The following is a 19,842-nucleotide window of genomic DNA, read 5'->3' as shown; positions in this document are numbered from 1 at the left end:
CAAATGTTCCTAAGTGTTCTGCTCGCTGTCATCCTCGCCATGGGCAAGGTCGCGTTGCACGCGCTCGGACTTCAAAATGGCATCGATCCGGCCATATTCGTCAAAAGTCTTGTCCACGAAGAACCGGAACTGGGGCGCATATTTGAGATCGAGATTGGGGGTTACGCGCCCCCTGATGAATTTGGCATGGGCATTGAGTGCCGCCGCCACATCCTCGGCATTTTCCCCGCCCAGCGGCATCACGTAAACATTGGCGAGCTTGAGATCGGGCGTCATGCGGACTTCCGGAACGGTAACTGTTACCGTTTCCAGAAGCGGATCGATGATTTCCCCGCGCGAGAGCAGGGCCGAGACTTCGTGCCGGACAAGTTCACCGACGCGCAACATGCGCTGAGACGGCGCGGAAGATTTTGAATGTTTTACCATTGCGCGGAAATAGGGTGCAAATCGGGTTTCGTCAATCGTGCAGCGCACGATTGTTTTCATGTTCGAGAATGGCGCGCAGCCCTTCGCGGTAGGTTGGCGCAACAAGCTTATAGTCGAGCGCGGCCCGTATTCTTGCGCTCGAAACCCTGCGGTTGGACGCGTAAAACGATCGCGCCATCGGGCTGAGGTCGGCTGTTTCGAAGTCAATTGCGGGAGGCGCCTCTATTCCCAAAAGTCCGGCGGCATGGGCAATCACGTCCTGTGGCGGGGCCGGTTCAAGATCGCAAAGATTGTAAAGGCCGGACAACCGGTGCTGGGCGGCCTTGAGGGTGATGGCGCCGATATCGGGCGCAAAAATGCGGTTAAACACCTGATCCTTTTTGACAATCCTGTGAGCCTTGCCGGCACGCAGCTTGTCAAAGGCCGAGCGGCCCGGACCATAAATGCCCGCAAGCCGCAGGATCGCAAGCGGAGTGCCGCGCTTCTGTGCAAGGTCTGACCATTGCGCTTCGGCTTCCAGCCGCCATTGAAGCCGGTCGCTCGTTGGCTGGGTCGCAAAATGCTCGTCGATCCAGTCCCCATCGGCATCGCCATAAACCCCGATGGTTGAAAAATATCCGATCCATTCGAGTTTGGGCGCAGCCAGTATGTGATCGATATGCGCGTTCAAAACCGGATCGCCCTGCGTGTTGGGGGCAATCGAGATCAGAAGATGGGTGGCTTCGGTAAGATCGGGCATCAGTGTGGCGCCGGGCCGCTCGCCGTCAAAAATATGCATCGCAACCCGGTCCAGACCGTCGTCGGCAAGACTCCTCTCCTGCCGGGAGGTGGCTGCGATCTGCGCCAGCGGCTCCTGCCGCAGCAAGGCCTTGGCCACCTCCTGCGCGGAAAAGCCCAGCCCGAAGATAAAGAGTTTTTCTAGTGCCATTCCGCCAGAACCGAAGCGTCGGTCTCTCGAGTTTGATGTTGCGCGCGTATTTTTTTTAGCCTGTCAGGCCCGGACAATTGGCGCAAGGCCCACACGGCCATGCCGCGTACCAACGGGTCGGGATGTTCGAGCAGGCGCTGCACCTTTCCGATAGAAGCGGTATCGCCCGAGTTTCCGACCGCGACAAGACAGTTACGCAAAAACCGGGCCGAACCAAGCCGCTTGACCGGCGAGCCCGCAAAAATCTGACGGAACTGCGCGTCATCGAGCGTGAGAAGATCGGAAAGCTGCAATCGAGCCAGTTCTGCCTTCGCCTGTAACTTGGCCTCACGGGCACGCGAGGCAAATTTGTTCCAGGGACAGACCGCAAGGCAGTCGTCGCAGCCAAAGATGCGATTGCCCATCGGCTTGCGATAGGCGAGAGGAATCTGGCCCTTATATTCGTTGTTGTAATAAGCGAGGCATTTGGTGGCATCGAGCCTATAGGGGGCTGGAAAGGCCTGTGTGGGGCAAATATCGAGACAGCGCGTGCACGAGCCGCAATGGTCCGTTTCAGGCGCGCTTTCAGGCAGGTGAGCATCGGTAAAGATGGCGCCCAGAAACAGCCACGAGCCGAAGTCGCGCGATACCAGAACCGAATGCTTGCCCTGCCAGCCCAGCCCTGCCGCCTCTGCCAAAGGCTTTTCCATGACCGGGGCGGTATCGACAAAAACCTTGACCTGCGCCCCGGCCCGCCGCGCCAGAAGCCCCGCCAGTTCCTTGAGCTTGCCTTTCAGCACATCATGATAGTCGCGCGATTGCGCATAGACCGAGACATTGCCCAGATTTCGATCCTTGAGCCGCTCCAATGGATTGGCCTCCGGGCCGTAATTGATGCCCACCATGACGATCGATTGGGTTTCGGGCCAGAGCGATTTTGGTGACTGGCGCCGCTCGGCGGTTTCCGCCATCCAGGCCATATCCCCATGCCAGCCCTTTTCGAGCGCATGAGAAAGTTTGTGCGCAAGGTCGGGGCGCGCATCGGCACGGGCCACTCCAAATGCTTCAAAGCCGAGCGCATTGGCCCGGCTTTTCAATTCCGCAACGATTTTGGCGGGGGCAAACGTCAAAAATCGAGATCCGCATAGGTTTTGGTGGCCGGCATGCCAACGACCCGGTCGGTCAGGATCGTGCGGAAGGCGGGGCGCGACTTTATGCGCGCATACCAATCTTTCGCTTCTCCTGCCTTATCCCAATCGATATCGCCCATATAGTCGAGCGTCGAGAAATGGGCTGCCAAGGCAAAATCGGCAAGCGTCATATTATCGCCCGCCAGCCAGTGGCGCGTGGCCAACAGCCAGGAAAAATAGGCAAGATGCTCGTTGAGATTGGCTTTGGCAATGCGCAGGACCGCCGGATCGGGCGCGCCCGAACGCAGGTCGCGCTTGACCAGCTTTTCTTCCAGCAGATAGCCGGTAACTTCATTTTCGAGCTTGATGAGTGCCCATTCGACAAGCCGCCAGGTTTCCGCGCGCTGGGATGGATTATCGGGCAAAAGCGATTCAACCGGGCCTTCGGGACCGAAATTGGATTCGATATGGGCAATTGTCGCCAGAATGCCGATGACGGGGGGAAAGGGAGAGTCGAGCATGACCGGCAACGAGGCGGCCGGGTTGAGCTCTAGAAAATCGGGATCGCGACGCCAGGGGGATATTTCGACGAGCTCGATATCGACCCCGTATTCGCCGAGCATCAAACGGATCAGGCGGCAGGCAGGATCAAGTTTGTGATGCAGCAATTTTGCCATTGCGGTCTTGTTGTCCTTAAACTCAAAGGCCCCTGCGCCGGACGGCGCATACCCCTAAAGGCCAGAATGAATCTGCAAATAAATGAATTAGCAGCGCAAACTGGCCAAGGATCAAGGTCTTTTTATGCCCTTGAACCCGATGATCGGACAAAGTCGATTTATGCGGTTAACCGCCTGTTAACGCCAGCGATGGCGCCAAGCGTAAATCAGGCGACGACGTTGCGGTCGAATTCGCCATGCTTTCTGAAACGCCACATATAGGTGGGCAACACAATGTCCATGCCGGTCGGTGTAATGCCAAAGGCGGCAAAAGTGCGCTTCTGCTTTATCGCTTCTGGCGATACCACATTGTCGATTCTGAGCTGAACGACCTGATCGGGGGTCAAAAGCGGCCTGGGCAGTAGGGCAAGAAAGGACGCCTTGAGCTTTGCCAATCCGAAAGGCACAGGAAACAGGAGGCGCTTGCGGCGAGTTTCTGACAGTACCCGCTCCATAAGCTGACGCATCGTTTCGACATCGGGTCCGCCAAGCTCATAGACCTTGCCGCCCTTGACCGCACCTTCCGCTGCAAGCGCGAAGGCCTGGGCGACATCGGCAACGTAAACGGGCTGGAACTTTGTATTGCCACCGATCAGCGGCATGACAGGCGAAATACGCGCAAGCATGCCGAAAAGGTTGAAAAATCCATCGTCGGAACCGAAAACGATTGAAGGCCGAATGATGATGGCATCGGGAAATGCCTTGAGAACCTCGATTTCTCCAAGGGCCTTGGAACGGGCATAGGCCGAAGCAGAGGTTTCGCTGGCACCGATCGCCGACATGTGAACCAGCCGCTCGGCTCCGGCGGCCTTTGCCGCTTCGGCGACGACTTTGGCGCCTTGCGCCTGGACGGCGGCAAACCGCTGCTTGCCCTTTTCAAAAAGGATGCCGACGAGATTGATGACAATATCGGCTCCCTCAACCGCGCGCGCCACCGATTCGGGATAGCGCAGATTGGCCTGAATGGGCTGAATCTGGCCGGGAAAACCGAACATGCGCACATGACCGGCAAGATCGGGGCGGCGTACCGCGACCCTTATGCGATAGCCCCGCCGCGCCAGTTCCTGGGTGAGCTGGGTGCCGATAAAGCCCGAGCCGCCAAAAATCGTGACAAGTTTACCGCCAGTCTGGGTCATGAGAGGTGCCTTGAAAGCCTATGAAGTCCTGCGCAATTGAGGGGGTTTTAGCCCTCAAGCGCTATGCTTTCAATCGCTTTCCTGTCGAGGGCACCGAATTTGGCCGTGGCCGGGCAATTAAACAGGACAAGCGCGTAACATCTGATTGACAAACGCTGTTCCCGCCTCTAGTGAAGCCCTCGTTGCCCAGATGGCGGAATTGGTAGACGCGCTAGCTTCAGGTGCTAGTTCCCGTATGGGAGTGGAAGTTCGAGTCTTCTTCTGGGCACCATCTTTCCCTTTGATTGTTATAGGCTGCATGGTCCCGGCGGATCACCTTCCTCTTTGCAGGAGAGACGCGCTGTGGCATCACACTAGCCGATTGCATTGATTTGCTGGCATATCCGCCAGCAAAGCCAGCCAGATTTTGGGAAGAGTTATGAGCGTAAGACTGCACAAGGGCGATTTGCCCGACCTTTCGCGTTATGGGCGCCAGGTTGCCATCGATACCGAAACGATGGGTCTCAATCCCCTGCGCGACAGGCTCTGCGTGGTGCAACTCTCGCCCGGCGACGGGACGGCCGACATTGTGCAGATCCAGCCGGGCCAGACCGATGCGCCAAACCTCAGGGCGCTGTTGGCGGATAGCGCGGTCACAAAACTGTTCCATTTTGCGCGTTTTGATATGGCAGCGCTTTATAATGCCTTTGGTGTCATGCCCGAGCCTGTCTATTGCACGAAAATTGCTTCGCGCCTTGTGCGCACCTATACCGACCGTCACGGTTTGAAAGATCTTGCCCGCGAGCTTTTGGGCGTGGATATGAGCAAGCAGCAGCAAAGCTCCGATTGGGGCGCGGAAAACCTTACCCAGTCACAGCTCGATTATGCTGCATCCGATGTGTTGTATCTGCACGATCTGCGCCGTCATCTCGACCGTATGCTGGCGCGTGAGGAGCGCAAGGATTTTGCCCAGGCCTGTTTCGATTTTCTTCCAACCCGCGCGCGGCTCGATCTCGCAGGCTGGCCGGAAACTGACATTTTTGCCCATAGCTGAGCGGAGTGGACCGGATAAGCCATGAGCGTTGCAGACCCTGGGATACGGCTTGCCCAATACAGGAAATTGACCCGCCACAATCGTTGGATCGGTTTTCTGCGTGTTGTAGTTCCCGTTCTTGGCGTTCTGGCTCTGTTTTATCCGCTCTTTCAATTCAGCTTTGCCATGGTCGTGCCACCCATTGAAATTGACGGCGTCCGCCTGCAATCCGATACTCTGGTGGTCGACGGGCCGCGCTTTGAGGGACGTACCGCAACGGGAACGGTTTATCGGATGGTGGCCGCACGGTCCGAAAGCGCCGTTGGCAATCTCGACATTTCCGATCTTTACGACCTGCGGATCGATCTCGACGATGGTGCCGATTATCGGGCTCAGGTTGCATTCTCCACCGCCCAATGGACCATGAGCGCGGAACATCTTACATCCAATGAAGATGTGTTCGTTTCCGATACCACCGGTGCGCGCGGGGTTCTGGCCGGAGCACAGGTGGACTGGCCGGCCCAGATCATATCAAGCGATGGTCCGGTGCGCTTTTCCTTTGACGATGAGTCGACCCTGGACGCGCAAACCATGGTTCACGACATTGCCAAGGCACATTGGCTTTTCACCGGCGTCAGCCTTGATATGATGCCAGCGCCCGATGCCGGGCAGGATCGCGACCCTCATGTTCTGGAGAACATTCAATGATGACCCGTCCTGGGCCCTTCGCTTTGGCTCTTGTTCTCCTGCTTGCCTCCACTTTTGCCATCATGGCACAAGGTGCCAATGATCCTGCAGGCTTTGGTCGGCTCGCCCAGCAGGCCGACGACCAAGTCAATGTCACCGCGGATAATCTCGAGATCACGGAAGATGACAATACCGCGCTGTTTACCGGCAATGTGACAATAACCCAAGGCACGATGCAGATGCTCGCCCAGCGCGTCGATGTGCTCTATGGCGAAGGCGGGCCGTCGGATCTTGTTGAGTTTACAGCATCGGGCGGGCGCGTTCATATGACAATGGACGGCCAGACGATCGATGGCGACAGGGCGGTTTATAATTTTGCGCAGCGCATCCTGATCTTTACCGGCAATGTGGTGGTCAAGAACGCTTCGGGCACGGTAAATGCCGACCGGCTGGTGATCGATACCCGCGCGGGGACATCTTCGTTTTCCGGTGGGCCTGCGCAGGGCGGTCGTGTAACCAGCACTTTCACCCCGGCAAATCAGTAATGGGTGGCGCGCAGGTCGATCAAACCGGCTGGCTGGTTGCCCATGGCCTTGCCAAGAGCTTCAAAAAGCGGCTGGTTGTGCGGGACGTGTCCATTGCGGTGCGCCGTGGCGAAGCGGTGGGCCTGCTTGGCCCCAATGGCGCAGGCAAGACCACGGTTTTTACCATGATCATGGGATTGGTCCGGCCCGATAAGGGCGAAGTCATGCTCGATGGCCTTCCCATCACCCACCTGCCGCTTTATCAGCGCGGCCGTCTGGGCATTGGCTATCTGCCGCAGGAAGCTTCGATTTTTCGCGGGCTGAGCGTCAAGGACAATGTGCTTGCCGTGCTTGAGGGCCACATTACGAACCGCAGCGAGCGCTACGCCCGGCTCGATGAATTGCTCGAAGAGTTTTCCGTCTCCCATTTGCGCGACGCAGATGCGCTGGCCCTTTCGGGCGGGGAGCGCCGTCGGGTCGAGATTGCACGTGCGCTGGCGGCCGATCCCAAGTTCATGCTGCTCGACGAACCCTTCGCCGGGGTCGACCCGATCGCTGTCGCCGATATTCAGGGGCTGGTGCGCCAATTGACGAACCGGGGCATCGGTGTGCTGATCACGGACCATCAGGTGCGCGAGACCTTCAAGCTTGTCGATCGTGCCTATCTGATCCACGATGGCGGGGTCATGGTACAGGGGAGGCCCGAAACGATCATGGCGGATCCCAATGCACGCCGGGTCTATCTTGGTGAAAGTTTCTCGCTCTGAGGCGCGTGATAGGGATTGGCATGAAACTTGTATGCAGCGGCAAATCACGCTAAAACCCATCCCTGCAAGGGTGCCCCCGGCCGTGGGGCACGAGGAGAGGCCGCCCTTGGGTGGCCGTGGTTTGAGTGGGGAAGTATCGAGACGATGGCGCTTTCGCCCAGGCTGGAAGTCCGGCAATCCCAGAACCTGACCCTAACGCCTCAACTCATGCAGTCGATAAGGCTGCTCCAGCTTAGCCATCTCGAACTTTCCGCTTTTGTCGATGCCGAGCTTTTGCGTAATCCCCTGCTCGAACGTGAGGACGGCGGCGGCGATGGCGAAACGCCGTTTGAGCGCGAAAAGCCCGCCGAATTGAACGCCTATACCGACACCGTAGATCACGGTTCGCACCTGCAAAGTGCCGTTTCGATTGCCGATGGCTTTGATACCGATGTCTCGAATGTCTTTCCCGAGCAGACGGGGCAGGATTCGCTGTCCCAATCCTCAAGCTGGCCCGAAGGCAAGTCCATGCTTGTCGGCGGGGAAGCGCCCGATCTGGATCAATATGTTTCGGCCCGGATTTCGCTTGCCGAACATCTTGCCGAACAGGCGTCCCTGATCTTCAAGGACCCGGCCGAGCGCCTGATCGCCCGCAACCTCATCGATAATCTTGATGAACGCGGGTATCTCGCCGCAGATTGTGCCCAGATTGCCGAGCAATTGGGCGCGGCGCCGGCCACTGTCGAGAATGTGCTCAAGGCTATCCAGGGCTGTGATCCTGCAGGCGTTTTCGCGCGCGATCTGGCCGAATGCCTAGCCATTCAACTGCGCGAAAAAAACCGTCTCGATCCCATGATGGCGCGCCTGCTCGACAATCTCGATCTTGTTGCAAGCCATGATCTGGTGGCCCTTGGGCGCAAGATCGGCGCCGACCGCGAGGACCTTGCCGACATGCTGGCGGAATTGCGCGAACTTGATCCGCGCCCCGGCCGGGCCTTCGACGGCACTCCGGTTCAGGCGGTGGTGCCCGACGTTTATGTCAGGCGCAGTCCGCGTGGCGATTGGCAAATCGAACTCAATTCCGACATTCTGCCGCGTGTTCTGGTCAACCGCACCTATTACGCAACGATCTCTAAAAAGACGCGGGATTCCCAAGAAAAGAGCTTTCTGGTCGATTGCCTTCAGACCGCCAACTGGCTGACAAAGAGCCTCGACCAGCGGGCCCAGACGATTTTGAAGGTGGCGACCGAAATCGTAAAGCAGCAGGACGCGTTTTTCGTCCACGGCATCGCCCATCTGCGGCCCATGACGCTCAAAACCGTCGCCAGCGCCATCGAAATGCATGAGTCGACCGTCAGCCGGGTGACTGCCAACAAATATATGGCGACCCCGCGCGGCATGTTTGAAATGAAATATTTCTTCACAACCGCGCTTAACTCATCGAGCGGTGGGGAGGATCATTCTGCGGAATCGGTGCGGCACCGCATCCGGCAACTGATCGATGCGGAAAAGCCCAGTGCCATACTTTCCGACGATACCATTGCAGAAATATTGAAGGGCGAGCAGAATATCGACGTTGCGCGGCGCACGGTCGCCAAATATCGCGAAGCGATGAATATTCCCTCCTCGGTGATCCGCCGCCGCCAGAAAAAGGCGCAGATGGCGTGAGTGGTTGTTCCTTTTCTCAAACATGATGATGTGGCAAAATGGCTTCGCCGCGTTTGATATGGACATTTGGTCTATTGACCCTTGAGCCTCTTGCCCTCTACACACAAAATCAACATCATAGCTGTCGGGCTTTGGGCCGGAAGACTTTTCGGCGCAATTTTTCGGCCAACCAGAAAACGATCAGGAGCGGGTCCGGTTTCCGCACAGGGAAACTGCGCCGATTCCAATGAGGGGCTTATGGCAGAACGCGCCAATTCCTACGATTATCAAGAGCTGCTGGCGTGTGGTCGCGGCGAGTTGTTCGGTCCGGGCAATGCGCAGTTGCCCTTGCCACCCATGCTTATGTTCGACCGGATCACCCGGATCGACGACACCGGTGGCGCCTTCAACAGGGGGCAGGTGCGCGCCGAACTCGATGTAAAATCTGATCTGTGGTTCTTTGCCTGTCATTTCGACAACGATCCGGTCATGCCCGGTTGCCTGGGGCTGGATGCGCTCTGGCAGATGACAGGATTTTATCTGGGCTGGACCGGAGGTGCAGGCCGCGGTCGCGCTCTGGCCGGAGAGATAAAGTTCAGAGGACAGGTGACCCCGGGTGCCAAGCTGGTAGAATACGGGATCGACATCAAACGCATCATGCGGTCCAAGCTTACGCTTGGCATAGCCGATGGCTATATGAAGGTTGATGGCAAAACCATCTACGAGGCAACCGATTTGCGCGTGGGTCTTTTTACGGACACGAGCACGTTCTAGAATACGCGCAAGTTGCGAGCTGGAAAGATACAGGAGTCCAAGGGGCGAATATGAAGCGTGTAGTGGTTACCGGTATGGGTATCGTGTCGTCTATCGGCAATACGGTCGATGACGTTCTCGATAGCTTGAAGGCTGCGCGCCCAGGCATTTCGGCTGCGCAGGACTATATCGATCTGGGTTTCCGCTGTCAGGTGCATGGCGCCCCGAACCTCGATCCCTTCGAGGTGCTGGATCGGCGTACCACCCGCTTCATGGCCAAAGGCGCGGCCTGGAATTATATCGCCATGCAAGAGGCGATAAAGATGGCCGGGCTCGAGGAAAAAGACATAAAGAACCCGCGTACCGGTATCGTTATGGGCTCTGGCGGCCCCTCGACCCGTGCGGTGGTTGAAGCCGCCGACATTACCCGCGAAAAGAAAAGTCCCAAGCGCATCGGCCCGCTCGCCGTGCCCAAGGCGATGAGTTCGACCGCATCGGCAACCCTTGCCACAGCTTACGGGATTCTGGGCGTCAATTATTCGATTTCCTCGGCCTGCGCGACATCCAAGCATTGTATCGGCAATGCCTATGAGCAGATTCAGCTCGGCAAGCAGGATATTGTTTTTGCGGGCGGGCACGAGGATCTGGACTGGTCCATGTCCAACCTGTTCGACGCCATGGGTGCCATGAGTTCCAATTTCAACGACACCCCGCAAAAAGCCTCGCGCGCCTATGACAAGGATCGCGACGGCTTCGTTATCGCCGGTGGCGCCGGCGTATTGGTGCTGGAGGAATATGAACACGCCAAGGCCCGCGGCGCCAATATCATTGCCGAGCTTATCGGCTATGGTGCGACCTCGGACGGTTATGACATGGTTGCGCCCTCCGGCGAAGGCGCCGTCCGCTGCATGAAAATGGCGCTCGAAACCGTCAAGGCGCCAATCGATTATATCAATCCCCATGCCACCTCGACCCCTGTTGGCGACAAAAAGGAAATCGAGGCATTGCGCGAAGTCTTCGGCAATGAGGACAAGTGCCCGCCCCTTTCCGCAACCAAATCGCTGACCGGCCACTCACTCGGCGCAACGGGCGTTCAGGAATGTATCTATTCGCTGTTGATGATGCAAAACCGCTTCATCTGCGAAAGCGCCAACATCGAAAATCTCGATCCCGAATTTGCCGATATGCCGATCCTTCGGGAGCGCCGCGACAATGTTGATCTCGGCGTCGTGCTGTCCAACAGCTTTGGCTTTGGCGGCACCAATGCAACATTGGTTTTCAAACATCCTGACGCTTAGGCTCTGAAACCGTGCTGATCGTAACGGGAGCTTGCGGCAATATCGGTCGCAGGCTCGTGGCGGCGTGGCCCGATGCCATCGGCATAGATTGCGTGGCCGGCACCCACCACACAATCGATCTTGTGACGACCGATTTTGAAAGCGCATTCTGGAGCGCTCTTCTGGGACGCGCATCCGGTCTGGTCCACCTGGCGACAAGCGCCAACCCGGACGCACCCGCAGACATTCATCTGCAAGCGGTCAGTGTAACCGCGCGGCTGGTCGAGGCCTGTTACAGGGCGCGCGTGCCTGGGCTTGTGCTGCCGTCTTCGGATTGGGCGGAACCCAAAAGCCCGGACCTTGAAATCAACGCTTATGGCTATTCAAAGCGTGCGCTTGAAAATCTGGCTCGGCTTTACGATCAGCAGCCCGGATTGCGGGCAAGGGCTATACGGATCGGTTGGGTTCCGGCTGATAGCAGCGCTTTGGAGGCGGCACCGGGCTGGCTCAAGGATAATTATTGGTCAGATGAGGCCTTGTTTGCTGCCTTCGAAGAGGCGCTGGGATTTTCGCCCTCGCGTCGATAATCCAGGATGTGACTTTCGCCTGTCCGAGCGGAATAGACCAGCAACTTGCCCACCAGCGGCGCACCGTAGCCCGCAATCAGCTTGAGCGCTTCATTGGCCATCATCGTGCCGATAATGCCCGGCAGCACATTGAGGACCCCCGCGATCTCGCAAGGCGGGCTGTCCTTCGGGTCTGGAGCCACAGGATAAAGATCGGAAAATCTCGGATTGTCCTGGCCCAATGCATTGCGCGCATAGGGCATAAGCACCGTAAGCGTACCGTCAAATGGGCCAAGCGCCCCGGTGACAAGCGGAATTTTTGCGGCTTCGCAGGCTTGGGATACCACCTGTTTGCTCGCAAAGTCATCGGTACCTTCGACAACCAGATCATAATCGGCAATGATCCTGCCGGCATTTCTCGCGTCGAGCTTGATCTGGTGATTGAGGTAGCGCACAAAGGGATTGATACGCGCAACAAAGTCCTGTGCGCTTTTGGTTTTTGCGCTGCCGATCGTGTCATCGCCATGGATGATCTGACGTTGCAGATTGGACAGCGATACTTTATCCGGGTCGACGACCCCGAGCGTGCCGATCCCGGCAGCCGCCAGATAGGCGATGACAGGTGCCCCCAACCCACCCGCTCCAACGATCAGAACGCGGGCGTTCTTGAGCTTTTGCTGTCCGGTGCCACCCATATCCTTCAAAACGATATGGCGGGCATAGCGGGCGGCCTCGTCTCCCGAAAGCGCCACTTCTGTTTACCGCTCGCCCACGGGAAGTGCGATAAAGCGGCGATCCGGTCCCTCAAAGCCATGCGACCACACCGAAAGCACCGCAACTGCGGCGCTATTGTCCCAGGATTCAAATGGATTGAAGACCCCGTAGAACTTATAGGTGATCACGCAGTTTCGAGATGCAGGCACGCGCGTATCGCGATGCAGTTGCTCGCGCCCCTCGCCGGTTTCCCGATAAAGCGCAAACCCCATCGGCCCGCCCTCGAAAAATTCGCAATCCTGGCCAGAAGGCGCTTTGAAGATATCGAGGCTGAGTGCGTATTCGCCGCGTGTCTGGTCCAGACCATAGGAGGGAATCCCATAAACGATCGAAAGCCCTTCATCGACCAGTTCACCGTCGCCGCGTAAGACCAGCGGCAGCGCGGGCCGGGAAATTCCAAATTCGGCGAGGCTTTCCTCCGCCTGCATCAGAACTTGAGCCCTGGCCTCGGCCACGTGGGTCATTTCGCTATCGATGCGAGTCCGAAAAGGGGAGCCTCCGGCAAAGGTGTCGGTCTCCAGATCGATGAGAAAAATATCGGCATAAGGAAAGCCCGATCCGTCCTGGATGCCGAATTGCTCGAAGGCGAAATGGCGTCCATCCTGGGAATAGCCCAGTGCATTAAATTGTGCGCTGTCGCCTGCACATGCCGGGCCTGCAAATGCCAACAGCGCGCAAAGCCCGCTAAGCCACCCCTGTTGACCCAAAACCACCTTCACCACGATCGGTCTCCTCAAGGTTGTCGGTCGCAAAAATCTCGGTATCGGGCACCGGCGCAATCACCATTTGCGCAATCCTGTCGCCGCGCCGGATTTCAAAAGGCGCCTTGCCGTGATTGATAAGAATCGCCTTTACCTCGCCCCGATAATCCGCATCCACCGTACCTGGCGCATTGAGCACGGTTACGCCGAATTTGGCAGCAAGCCCGGACCGGGGGCGTATCTGCGCTTCCATGCCAACGGGCAGGCCAAGCGAAAAGCCACATGGCACCAATCCATATTCGCCCGGCGCCAGGGTCAGGACGGTATCAGAATCGACGGCGGCGGCAAGGTCATACCCTGCCGCCCCTTTTGTTGCGCGCCGGGGAAGGGAGAGCCCCTGCCCGTGCGCGAGCCATTTTAATGCAATTTTCAAAGTCTATTTCTGTACAATGGCGTAAAGTTCTTCGGGCAGATCGAGATCGCCCGTAATGATCCCAACAAACGGGATGTCATAGCGCGCGCTCATGCCATCTTCGGCCACTTCCATATTGGTGTCCACGATCTGGCCACCCGAAATGGTCATCGAAATGGCGTTACCTTCAAACATCGAGGCGATCATGGCCATCATTTCCGGATCGTCGTCGCCGCCCAACCCTTCAGAAACCTGATCGCTCAATTCCCCGGTCGGGAAAGAAACGCGAACCTGTCCGTTACCGATCGCTTCAAGGGTGGGGCCATCGTCATCTTCCATGATTTCCGCGAACGTGCCTTCCTTCACAACGATGCAGTCCACGGTCGTGGCGGTTTCAACGGTTTCTCCATCTTCGCAGAAGTCGTCTTCGCCATCGGCCTGTGCCGAAATCATGGCATATATGTCGGCGGCCATCGATGTTTTCATCGTTGCCCGGGCGTCGGTTTCGCTCAAGACCTCGAGATCCATCGACACATCCATACAGGCAGTCAGTCCGACGGTGAGGACAGCGATGCCGCCCATCTTGAGAATTGGGTTCAAATACATCTGTCGCGTCTCCACCTTATCGTTTTCCGAGCCTTTACGGCTTCACAATACCGGCGGCACTCTGGGGGCAAAGCGTCGCGCTGGCAAGTCGGGATTCCAAAAAATCTCGCGCTCAGATCCGCCTATCGCGTTGAAAAGATTCGGCAATGCGTGTGGCAAGTTTTTGGGCGACCGCTTGCTTGTCCATGGGCTCCCACGCCTCGACGGCCTCGCCTGCCAGAAGCGTAACGGTATTGTTTGCGCCGCCAAACGTGCCGCTCGCTGGGCTGACGTCGTTGGCTAGGAGCCAGTCGCAACCCTTTCTTTTCAGCTTCGCTTTGGCGTTTTCGAGAAGATTTGAGGTTTCCGCAGCAAAGCCGACAACAAGCCGCGGCCGGTTTCCGCCCGCAAGCGATGAAACGCGCCTGAGAATATCGGGATTTGCCACCAATGTGAGGGTGGGCGCGGTCTCATCGGCATCCTTTTTGATCTTGTCATCGGCCGGTGTTTCCACCCGCCAATCGGAAACAGCCGCACAGAAAACCGCGATATCGGCAGGAAGTGCTGCCTCGACGGCGCGATCCATCTCAATCGCCGTCTCCACGTCAATTACCGCACAGCCTCTGGGCTGCCGATATTGAGCTGGCCCGGTGACAAAGCTCACCCGTGCGCCAAGCGCAGCCAGGGCCTCGGCGATCGCCACGCCCTGCTTGCCAGACGAGGCGTTGGAAAGGAAGCGCACCGGATCTATCGGTTCACGTGTCGGCCCTGATGTGACAATCGCATGTTTGCCAGCCAAGGGTTTCGGCCTGTTAGCACGTTCAAAATGCGCGACGATGGCCTCAAGTATGACCGGCGGCTCGGCCAGCCGGCCCGGCCCGAATTCACCGCAAGCCATTTCTCCTTCATCGGGGCCAACAAATTGCACGCCGTCATTGGCAAGCAACGCAAGATTGCGGCGCGTCGATGCTGCCTCCCACATGCGCACATTCATTGCCGGGGCAGCCATGATTGGCGTATCGGTTGCCAAAAGGCAGGTGGTTGCAAGATCGTCGGCTATGCCATTGGCCAGCTTGGCCAGAATATTGGCGGTGCCCGGCGCGATAACGATAAGATCGGCCGAGCGGGACAATTCGATATGCCCGATCTCGGTTTCGCGGGTGAGATCGAAAAGCGCGGTCAGGGCAGGCCGTCCGCAAAGGGTCGATATCGTGAGCGGGGAGACGAATTCGGTCGCGCTTTTGGTCAGGATCGCCTGAACCGTGCCACCGGCCTTTTGAATCAGCCGGATCAATTCGATTGCCTTATAGGCGGCAACGCCGCCCGAAATAATCACAAGGATGTGCTTGCCATAAAGCATCAGAACCTGTCCATGATGTTGAGCCCCAGCACCACAATGGCGAGGACCAGGGCAATAAGTCCACCCCATTTCAGTGCCATGACAAGGCCCTCACGCTTTTCGCTCCGGGTCTGGTCCCTTTCGATGCGGGTAAGGACACGCTCTGCGCTATCGGCGAGCTTGGGCAGGCGCCTTGCCAGCGACAGCGCTTCGTCCAGGCCTTCCTTGGCCAGCTCTAACCGGCCAAGCGGCCCCACCTGGCGGCGCACCCATTCTCCGACGATGGGTTCGGCCGCATGCCACATGTTGAAGCGCGGATCGAGAATGCGGGCCGTGCCTTCAACCAGCACCATGTTTTTCTGTAGCAGTACAAGCTCGGGCCGCGCGCTCATGTTGAACACTTCGGTTGTTTCGAGCAATTGGCCCAGAACCTTGGCCATTGAAATCTCATCGGCCGCGCGCCCGACAAGCGGCTCGCCAATGGCACGCAGGGCCTGAGCAAAATCGTCGACGGATTGATCCGGCGGCACATAGCCGATATCGAAATGCAGCTGGGCGATGCGCTTATAGTCGCGCGCGATAAATCCATAAAGGATTTCCGCCAGAAAGCGGCGCTCCGCCTTCCCGATGCGCCCCATGATGCCCAGATCGACTGCAATGATCCCGCCGGTCTTGGGATCGGCGAAAAGATTGCCCGGATGCATATCGGCATGAAAATAGCCGTCGCGAATTGCCTGGCGCAAAAAGCTCTGGATTAAGGTTTCCGCCAGTTTGGGTCGGTCGATTCCGGCCTTGTCGAGCGCTTCGACCTCACGGACAGGGATGGCATCGATCCAGCTTGTGGTCAAAACGCTGCGCGCGGTATGGCTCCAATGGATATGGGGCAGTGCGAACCTGTCATCGTCGGCGCAATTGTCCGCGAGCTCGGAAATCGCTGCCGCTTCCATACGCAAATCCATTTCAAGCTGCGCCGAGCGGGCCAGCGCATCGACGACCCGCTTGCCGTTGAAACGCCCGGCATTGGGCACAAAGCGCTCGGCAACCCGCGCCAGCGCATAAAGCCCGTCGAGATCGCTTTTGAACCGCGCTCGGATACCGGGGCGCAAAAGCTTTACCGCAACGTCTTGTTCCCGGCCATCGGGGTCGACAAGTTTCGCCCTATGCACTTGTGCAATCGAAGCGGCAGCAATGGGGGGGGAAATGTCCTTGAGCTGGTCGACCTTATCGCCAAGCGCTTGCCGCAGGAGGCCCGGCACGAGCTTTTCGTCGAACGGCGGCATGGCGTCCTGCAGCTTTGACAGATCGGATGCGACCCCAATCCCTACAATATCGGCGCGGGTGGCCAGCAATTGCCCGAATTTGACGTAGGTGGGCCCAAGCCGGGTCAGGCCGTTGGCAAGCCGGTCGACGCGCCCTGTCTTGCGCACGGCCCGCTTTTCGATGATCCGGGCGCATTTGACCAGAAATTTGGCGGCGGGGGGAATCGGCTGGTCTTCGGCCAGCGAAAAGGCGCCTTCGCGCGCCAGCACAAAGCCTGCCCAGGCGAGGCGGAAATAGGTCGCAACGCTCATGATCAGAGCTTCCAGCCCCCATGCAGCGCCGCGATATTGCCGCTCAGCGCGTCATGGGTGACGCGCTTGAAACCCGCTGCTTCGATCATGGCCGAGAACTTTGCCGGATCGGGGAAATTGCGGATCGATTCCACGAGATAGCGATATGGCTCGGCATCGCCGGTGACCATCCTGCCCATGGGCGGGATCAGGTGATCGGAGAAAAGACTATAGACTGCATCCAGCCCTGGAACATCGACGCTGGAGAATTCGAGCACCAGAAGGCGGCCGCCGCGTTTGAGCACGCGATGGGCTTCCGAAAGCGCCTTTTCGATACGCGGCACGTTGCGAATGCCAAAGGCGATCGTATAGGCGTCAAAGCTCTTGTCCTCAAAAGGCAAGTCTTCGGCATTGGCTTCCACAAATTCAACCTGGCCGGGATAGCGCCAGGACTTGGCACGCTCGGCGCCAACGCCAAGCATATTGGCATTGATGTCGGAAACCGTGACCTGGGCAAAACCGTGGCTCTGGTTGATGATGCGCATGGCGATATCGCCGGTCCCGCCCGCCATATCGAGAACCTTGTAGGGGCGGGCTCCATTGCGCTGCGGCGCCAATCGCGCCACCATATGGTCCTTCCATATCCGGTGGATGCCCCCGCTCATCAGATCGTTCATAAGGTCATAGCGCGAGGCGACCTTGAAAAAGACGTCGTTGACAAGGCCCTGCTTGTCCTCAAGCGGCACCGTGCGCGTGCCGAAATGGGTTGTCGCTTGCGTCTCTTGCATGAACCTTGCTCTTCAGTATTTATGGCCAACGGCTTTATGGGCGCGCAGCCAGATTAACGCAAGCAGCACCGGCCCGAAACCGCCACCGCGTCGCAGGGCAGAGAACAGAGACACTATGCCGGAACTTCCAGAAGTCGAAACCGTTCGCCGCGGCCTTGCCCCCTTTCTTTCCGGCGCAAGGATCGAGGCAGCCCATACCTATCGGGCCGACCTGCGTTTCGCCTTTCCCGAGCATTTTGCGCAAAGATTGTCCGGTCAAACCATTACCCATGTCGGCCGCCGGGCCAAATATCTGCTGGTGAGCCTTTCGGGCGGCGATATGTGGCTTTCCCATCTGGGCATGACCGGCGCATTCAATGTCAATACGCGACCTCTGGCCGAACCGTCCCGGCTCTCTGCTGGCGATCGGACCGGCCGCCACGTACACTTTACCGCCCGCCTGGCCCATCCCGAGCATGGGCAGGTCGATCTTTCATATGCCGATCCGCGCCGCTTCGGCTTCATGGACCTGATTGGCAGCGGGCAGCCCAACAGGTTCCTCGATCATCTGGGCCCCGAGCCTTTGGGCAACGCGGTCGACGCCACCTATCTTGCCGCGCGCTTCTCCCGCTCCAGAACTCCAATCAAGAGCGCATTGCTCGATCAGCGCATCATTGCGGGATTGGGCAATATCTATGTCTGTGAGGCCTTGTTTCTCGCAAAAATCGCGCCCTGGCGCCCGGCCCAGTCTCTCGTCGATGAGAATGGCGCGCCGCGGCCGGAGCTCGAAGTGCTTGTGATCGCGATAAGGAAAGTGCTCGAAGCCGCGCTCGAGGCGGGAGGGTCGACGCTCCGTGACTTTGCCAATGCGGCCGGCCAGCCGGGCTATTTCCAGCATTCCTTTGCCGTTTATGGCCGCGAAGGAGAACATTGTCTGGTGTCAGGCTGCAATGGCGTCGTCGCGCGCATGGTCCAGTCGGGCCGGTCCAGCTTTTATTGCCCGGTTTGCCAGGGCGGGTGATCGATTTTCCAAAAGGGTTTGACTCCCTTTGCCCACCTCACTATAGAGCAGCCTTCACTGGCTGGCCGCAAGGGCTGGCAGTTCCGGTTGTGCTCGCCAGATTTCTGGAATTGAGCGCGCAAGGCAAGTTCGCCACGAGGAAAGAGTAAACACCAATGGCAAATACAACGTCGGCCAAGAAGGCCACCCGCAAGATCGAAGCCCGCACCGCAAAGAATACCGCTCGCCGCTCCCGCGTGCGTACCTTCCTGCGCAAGGTTGAAGAAGCGATTGCTTCGGGCGACAAGGATGCGGCAGCTGCGAGCCTGCGCGCCGCTGAACCCGAGCTTCAGCGTGCTGCCGGCAAGGGCGTATTCCACAAGAACATGGCGAGCCGCAAGATTTCGCGCCTGGCCAAGCGCGTCAAGGCTCTCGGCGCCTGATCTTTCGGATCAGACTTCCAAACTTGTATGGCAAGGATGGAACAAGATTTCAAAGCCCCCGCAAGGGGGCTTTTTATTGTGCCGGATTTCCGTGACATTTCCGTCACGCCACTGACACTTTGAGATCGGTTTCATCCTGTTCGGAAAAAAAAATTCGGTAACCAAATTCCGGGTTCGGAACGATTCTGCAAGGAGTCCCATAGCGTTAAATTCTTCGCTTCAAAAGCGGGGCGCGGAGTCAAGGAAGGGGCGCGAGAGTCAAGCCCATTTTTGGCGATTTCGGAGGTTGTGCGCGAAAATTTGACTGTCTAAAATGACCTCGTTGGATGAAAAGAAGGGCGGCGGCCAACAGGCCATCAAAGCCGTCTCAGATAATAAAAAACGGGGCTGTTCTGCGCATGTCCAGGTTAGATACCGATAAAGAAGTGTTACTGGAAGCAAGGATGCCGAACAGGAAAGCAGTGAGACCCCGCATCTGACAACCAATGTTTTGCAAATAGTAGTCCCCGGCGCCTAGCGCGTCGTTTTCAATTTGAGTTTGATCATAGCGCTGCGCCAATAGTCAGGGCGGGGTGCGGAGTTCTATTGTCTGTAGCTGGGGCAAGTCGAGGCTGTAACAGGGGGAAGTCGCTGCGCAGGGCGCGATTTCCGGGCAAGAACACAAGAGCAGAAGAGGCACAGGAAATGAGTTTGGACGCGGCTGCGGAACGCGTGACCTGGATGGGGCAGAAAACACAAGCGGGC

At 58.0% G+C, this 19,842-nt stretch carries 22 protein-coding genes and 1 tRNA gene; 11 read left to right on the top strand and 12 right to left on the bottom strand.

From position 1 onward, the window contains the following. Positions 1–9: 9 nt before the first annotated feature. The 5 genes from rbfA to EO133_RS15480 form a co-directional block, all read right to left on the bottom strand. Positions 10–426 carry a 30S ribosome-binding factor RbfA gene (gene rbfA / locus EO133_RS15500; protein WP_127073667.1) on the bottom strand — a complete coding sequence of 139 codons (417 nt, stop codon included), beginning with the start codon at positions 424–426 and terminating at the stop codon, positions 10–12. 31 nt (positions 427–457) lie between these two features. Continuing rightward, entirely contained in the window at positions 458–1,354 is an 897-nt protein-coding gene (locus tag EO133_RS15495; protein ID WP_127073539.1) for an SDR family oxidoreductase, read from the bottom strand. Beyond that, on the bottom strand, positions 1,345–2,463 hold the full coding sequence (gene queG, locus EO133_RS15490; protein ID WP_127073538.1) for a tRNA epoxyqueuosine(34) reductase QueG: 1,119 nt from the start codon (positions 2,461–2,463) through the stop codon (positions 1,345–1,347). Before queG ends, EO133_RS15495 begins: the two co-directional genes overlap by 10 nt. Then, the gene (locus EO133_RS15485) at positions 2,460–3,140 is read right to left on the bottom strand and encodes a glutathione S-transferase family protein (protein ID WP_127073537.1); all 681 of its coding nucleotides are present in this window, start codon (positions 3,138–3,140) and stop codon (positions 2,460–2,462) included. The genes queG and EO133_RS15485 overlap by 4 nt, the downstream gene beginning before the upstream one ends. 206 nt (positions 3,141–3,346) lie before the next feature. After that, complete coding sequence (locus EO133_RS15480) at positions 3,347–4,315, bottom strand: complex I NDUFA9 subunit family protein (RefSeq protein WP_127073536.1); 969 nt, start codon at positions 4,313–4,315, stop codon at positions 3,347–3,349. Positions 4,316–4,499: 184 nt separating this feature from the next. Here EO133_RS15480 and EO133_RS15475 point away from each other — a divergent pair. From EO133_RS15475 to EO133_RS15435, 9 genes are all read left to right on the top strand, one after another. After that, a tRNA-Leu gene (locus EO133_RS15475) sits at positions 4,500–4,586 on the top strand. A 147-nt stretch (positions 4,587–4,733) separates the two neighbouring features. Continuing rightward, a complete protein-coding gene (locus EO133_RS15470) occupies positions 4,734–5,348 on the top strand; it encodes a ribonuclease D (protein ID WP_127073535.1) in 615 nt (204 codons plus the stop codon). 21 nt (positions 5,349–5,369) lie between these two features. Next, on the top strand, positions 5,370–6,035 hold the full coding sequence (locus tag EO133_RS15465) for a hypothetical protein (protein ID WP_127073534.1): 666 nt from the start codon (positions 5,370–5,372) through the stop codon (positions 6,033–6,035). Next, positions 6,032–6,559: a lipopolysaccharide transport periplasmic protein LptA gene (lptA, locus tag EO133_RS15460; protein WP_127073533.1), complete on the top strand. Its 528-nt coding sequence runs from the start codon at positions 6,032–6,034 to the stop codon at positions 6,557–6,559. The genes EO133_RS15465 and lptA overlap by 4 nt, the downstream gene beginning before the upstream one ends. Next, positions 6,559–7,305 carry an LPS export ABC transporter ATP-binding protein gene (lptB, locus tag EO133_RS15455; protein ID WP_127073532.1) on the top strand — a complete coding sequence of 249 codons (747 nt, stop codon included), beginning with the start codon at positions 6,559–6,561 and terminating at the stop codon, positions 7,303–7,305. The genes lptA and lptB overlap by 1 nt, the downstream gene beginning before the upstream one ends. A 144-nt stretch (positions 7,306–7,449) precedes the next feature. Next, positions 7,450–8,952 carry an RNA polymerase factor sigma-54 gene (gene rpoN / locus EO133_RS15450; RefSeq protein ID WP_127073531.1) on the top strand — a complete coding sequence of 501 codons (1,503 nt, stop codon included), beginning with the start codon at positions 7,450–7,452 and terminating at the stop codon, positions 8,950–8,952. 237 nt (positions 8,953–9,189) lie between these two features. After that, positions 9,190–9,705, top strand: coding sequence for a 3-hydroxyacyl-[acyl-carrier-protein] dehydratase FabA (fabA, locus tag EO133_RS15445; protein ID WP_127073530.1), 516 nt, complete (start codon positions 9,190–9,192; stop codon positions 9,703–9,705). A 50-nt stretch (positions 9,706–9,755) separates the two neighbouring features. Continuing rightward, positions 9,756–10,982, top strand: coding sequence for a beta-ketoacyl-ACP synthase I (fabB, locus tag EO133_RS15440; RefSeq protein ID WP_127073529.1), 1,227 nt, complete (start codon positions 9,756–9,758; stop codon positions 10,980–10,982). 11 nt (positions 10,983–10,993) lie between these two features. Continuing rightward, positions 10,994–11,548, top strand: a complete 555-nt coding sequence (locus EO133_RS15435) for an NAD-dependent epimerase/dehydratase family protein (protein ID WP_127073528.1) — start codon at positions 10,994–10,996, stop codon at positions 11,546–11,548. Here the strand turns inward: EO133_RS15435 and EO133_RS15430 are convergent. From EO133_RS15430 to ubiE, 7 genes are all read right to left on the bottom strand, one after another. Then, on the bottom strand, positions 11,479–12,279 hold the full coding sequence (locus EO133_RS15430) for a HesA/MoeB/ThiF family protein (protein WP_127073527.1): 801 nt from the start codon (positions 12,277–12,279) through the stop codon (positions 11,479–11,481). The genes EO133_RS15435 and EO133_RS15430 overlap by 70 nt on opposite strands. Before the next feature lie 6 nt (positions 12,280–12,285). Beyond that, positions 12,286–13,023: a DUF2259 domain-containing protein gene (locus EO133_RS15425; protein WP_164735038.1), complete on the bottom strand. Its 738-nt coding sequence runs from the start codon at positions 13,021–13,023 to the stop codon at positions 12,286–12,288. After that, a complete protein-coding gene (gene dut / locus EO133_RS15420; RefSeq protein WP_127073525.1) occupies positions 12,986–13,435 on the bottom strand; it encodes a dUTP diphosphatase in 450 nt (149 codons plus the stop codon). Before dut ends, EO133_RS15425 begins: the two co-directional genes overlap by 38 nt. A gap of 3 nt (positions 13,436–13,438) precedes the next feature. Beyond that, positions 13,439–14,020, bottom strand: a complete 582-nt coding sequence (locus EO133_RS15415; RefSeq protein WP_127073524.1) for a hypothetical protein — start codon at positions 14,018–14,020, stop codon at positions 13,439–13,441. 112 nt (positions 14,021–14,132) lie between these two features. Then, on the bottom strand, positions 14,133–15,359 hold the full coding sequence (gene coaBC / locus EO133_RS15410; RefSeq protein WP_127073523.1) for a bifunctional phosphopantothenoylcysteine decarboxylase/phosphopantothenate--cysteine ligase CoaBC: 1,227 nt from the start codon (positions 15,357–15,359) through the stop codon (positions 14,133–14,135). Beyond that, positions 15,359–16,909: a 2-polyprenylphenol 6-hydroxylase gene (ubiB, locus tag EO133_RS15405; protein ID WP_127073522.1), complete on the bottom strand. Its 1,551-nt coding sequence runs from the start codon at positions 16,907–16,909 to the stop codon at positions 15,359–15,361. The genes coaBC and ubiB overlap by 1 nt, the downstream gene beginning before the upstream one ends. A gap of 2 nt (positions 16,910–16,911) precedes the next feature. Beyond that, on the bottom strand, positions 16,912–17,676 hold the full coding sequence (gene ubiE, locus EO133_RS15400; RefSeq protein ID WP_127073521.1) for a bifunctional demethylmenaquinone methyltransferase/2-methoxy-6-polyprenyl-1,4-benzoquinol methylase UbiE: 765 nt from the start codon (positions 17,674–17,676) through the stop codon (positions 16,912–16,914). A 115-nt stretch (positions 17,677–17,791) separates the two neighbouring features. Here ubiE and mutM point away from each other — a divergent pair, with 115 nt between their 5' ends. Then, on the top strand, positions 17,792–18,676 hold the full coding sequence (mutM, locus tag EO133_RS15395; RefSeq protein ID WP_127073520.1) for a bifunctional DNA-formamidopyrimidine glycosylase/DNA-(apurinic or apyrimidinic site) lyase: 885 nt from the start codon (positions 17,792–17,794) through the stop codon (positions 18,674–18,676). 155 nt (positions 18,677–18,831) lie between these two features. Continuing rightward, complete coding sequence (gene rpsT, locus EO133_RS15390; RefSeq protein WP_127073519.1) at positions 18,832–19,098, top strand: 30S ribosomal protein S20; 267 nt, start codon at positions 18,832–18,834, stop codon at positions 19,096–19,098. Positions 19,099–19,842 lie beyond the last annotated feature (744 nt).

The organism is Pelagibacterium lentulum (assembly GCF_003992625.1).
GTDB lineage: Bacteria > Pseudomonadota > Alphaproteobacteria > Rhizobiales > Devosiaceae > Pelagibacterium > Pelagibacterium lentulum.
The sequence above is the reverse complement of the archived record's forward strand: the minus strand, read 5'-3'. Positions and strand labels throughout refer to the sequence as shown.

Coding starts and splice junctions, on each gene's coding strand:
- lptB (WP_127073532.1), top strand. CDS start 6,559: ATGGGTGGCGCGCAGGTCGATCAAACCGGCTGGCTGGTTGCCCATGGC.
- EO133_RS15470 (WP_127073535.1), top strand. CDS start 4,734: ATGAGCGTAAGACTGCACAAGGGCGATTTGCCCGACCTTTCGCGTTAT.
- rpoN (WP_127073531.1), top strand. CDS start 7,450: ATGGCGCTTTCGCCCAGGCTGGAAGTCCGGCAATCCCAGAACCTGACC.
- EO133_RS15495 (WP_127073539.1), bottom strand. CDS start 1,354: ATGGCACTAGAAAAACTCTTTATCTTCGGGCTGGGCTTTTCCGCGCAG.
- ubiB (WP_127073522.1), bottom strand. CDS start 16,909: ATGAGCGTTGCGACCTATTTCCGCCTCGCCTGGGCAGGCTTTGTGCTG.
- rbfA (WP_127073667.1), bottom strand. CDS start 426: ATGGTAAAACATTCAAAATCTTCCGCGCCGTCTCAGCGCATGTTGCGC.
- mutM (WP_127073520.1), top strand. CDS start 17,792: ATGCCGGAACTTCCAGAAGTCGAAACCGTTCGCCGCGGCCTTGCCCCC.
- EO133_RS15465 (WP_127073534.1), top strand. CDS start 5,370: ATGAGCGTTGCAGACCCTGGGATACGGCTTGCCCAATACAGGAAATTG.
- EO133_RS15415 (WP_127073524.1), bottom strand. CDS start 14,020: ATGTATTTGAACCCAATTCTCAAGATGGGCGGCATCGCTGTCCTCACC.
- fabA (WP_127073530.1), top strand. CDS start 9,190: ATGGCAGAACGCGCCAATTCCTACGATTATCAAGAGCTGCTGGCGTGT.
- EO133_RS15480 (WP_127073536.1), bottom strand. CDS start 4,315: ATGACCCAGACTGGCGGTAAACTTGTCACGATTTTTGGCGGCTCGGGC.
- rpsT (WP_127073519.1), top strand. CDS start 18,832: ATGGCAAATACAACGTCGGCCAAGAAGGCCACCCGCAAGATCGAAGCC.
- fabB (WP_127073529.1), top strand. CDS start 9,756: ATGAAGCGTGTAGTGGTTACCGGTATGGGTATCGTGTCGTCTATCGGC.
- ubiE (WP_127073521.1), bottom strand. CDS start 17,676: ATGCAAGAGACGCAAGCGACAACCCATTTCGGCACGCGCACGGTGCCG.
- EO133_RS15485 (WP_127073537.1), bottom strand. CDS start 3,140: ATGGCAAAATTGCTGCATCACAAACTTGATCCTGCCTGCCGCCTGATC.
- coaBC (WP_127073523.1), bottom strand. CDS start 15,359: ATGCTTTATGGCAAGCACATCCTTGTGATTATTTCGGGCGGCGTTGCC.
- lptA (WP_127073533.1), top strand. CDS start 6,032: ATGATGACCCGTCCTGGGCCCTTCGCTTTGGCTCTTGTTCTCCTGCTT.